The sequence below is a fragment of the Bartonella sp. AP58NXGY genome (assembly GCF_042195785.1).
GTDB lineage: Bacteria > Pseudomonadota > Alphaproteobacteria > Rhizobiales > Rhizobiaceae > Bartonella.
The window spans coordinates 1-1,259 of sequence record NZ_JBHIOY010000078.1 but is presented as its reverse complement, the minus strand read 5'-3'; the positions used below and the strand labels follow the sequence as shown (position 1 = coordinate 1,259).

General features: G+C 40.9%; 2 protein-coding genes. Both read right to left on the bottom strand.

What is annotated here, in order from left to right; translation table 11 throughout:
• Positions 1–776: toprim domain-containing protein (locus ACFINC_RS09550; protein WP_375617057.1), on the bottom strand; the 776-nt coding region annotated here is incomplete at its 3' end.
• Positions 777–873: 97 nt separating this feature from the next.
• Positions 874–1,074 carry an AlpA family transcriptional regulator gene (locus ACFINC_RS09545; RefSeq protein WP_007346825.1) on the bottom strand — a complete coding sequence of 67 codons (201 nt, stop codon included), beginning with the start codon at positions 1,072–1,074 and terminating at the stop codon, positions 874–876.
• Positions 1,075–1,259: the final 185 nt, after the last annotated feature.

The following is a 1,259-nucleotide window of genomic DNA, read 5'->3' as shown; positions in this document are numbered from 1 at the left end:
AAACCTGCTTTACGACCAGCATCATCGCCATCCATTGCAATGGTGAGACGGGCTTTTGTTTTGGGTAAATTCACATGCCTCATGCCATGGGTTGAAAGGGACGCCCATAAATCAACGGGCTCTGATAACAACCCAGACAGCAGAGCCAGACCGGTTTCAATGCCCTCACAAATGACCAGATGTTTTGGATTGGCTTGACTTAATTGCACCCCACCACCCGTGATAGAACCCAACATGGCTTTAGCTGGTTTTTGATCTGTTTTGCAGCCATTGTTTTTTAAAAAGGTTCTATGAATGGCAAAGGAACCAGCCCCCTTAACAAGAGCAATCAACGCGGGCAATGTACCCCCAGAGGGGTGTAGACATTTGTCGTAAAAGCGTAAATCAGCAGGCAAATCACACATGATCCCCCGCATGCGTAAATAGGTTTCTGCTAAAGTATTTTTGATTGGTTGGCTTTGTTGCCAAATTACTTTTGCTCTCTCTGCTTTCCTTTTTGCTTGTTTGAGATCAGCACAAAACTGTTTTGAGAAAGAAAGCGTATGAGCATAAGCTTGTTTTCCAAGCAAGTCAATTTTAATAAGCGCTTGTATGATCTCTCTAAAAGAGCAGCCAGCATAACAATAGAGTAAAAGACGCCCATCATGTCCATTGGCAAGGGATAAGCTAGGCAGCCTATCGTCATGAGCAGGGAAACGGGCTGTTCCATAACGCCCATGCCAAACCCCACGCAAGGCACGTGTAATACCCCGCGCATTCTTAAAAGAACACATCATTGTAAATCCTATAACGTTGCGTCATAGGACGGATTGTGCTATCTCTAGGGTGATGAGTTTGAGAAAGCCTTGTCCGTCCTTACGTGACAAGGTTTTTTTATGCCGCGTCATTTTGACGTTGCTGTTTCGCTTGCTCGATTACATTCAAAAGATCCGATTGTAACCAACGGGATAAAAAACCAAATTTTAAGGGTTTTGGGAGAGAGCCATTGGTAACATGACGGCGGAAAGTTGAGACACTCATATGAAGCAATTTTGCACTTTCACGGTCTGTTAAAAGAATATCATTTTCGGTCATTCTAAAATCCTTTCATAATAAAAAATAGAACCAAATCATACCTATTTATTAAGCACATTTTGGTTCATTTTTGAAGGTATTTTATTTATAGAAAACAATATATTATCATATAAATTCTAATGTGATAATTTATGATTCTTATTGAGAAAGAATGAGAGAGAAGAGAGAGAAAGTTATCCACAGAT

Coding starts and splice junctions, on each gene's coding strand:
- ACFINC_RS09545 (WP_007346825.1), bottom strand. CDS start 1,074: ATGACCGAAAATGATATTCTTTTAACAGACCGTGAAAGTGCAAAATTG.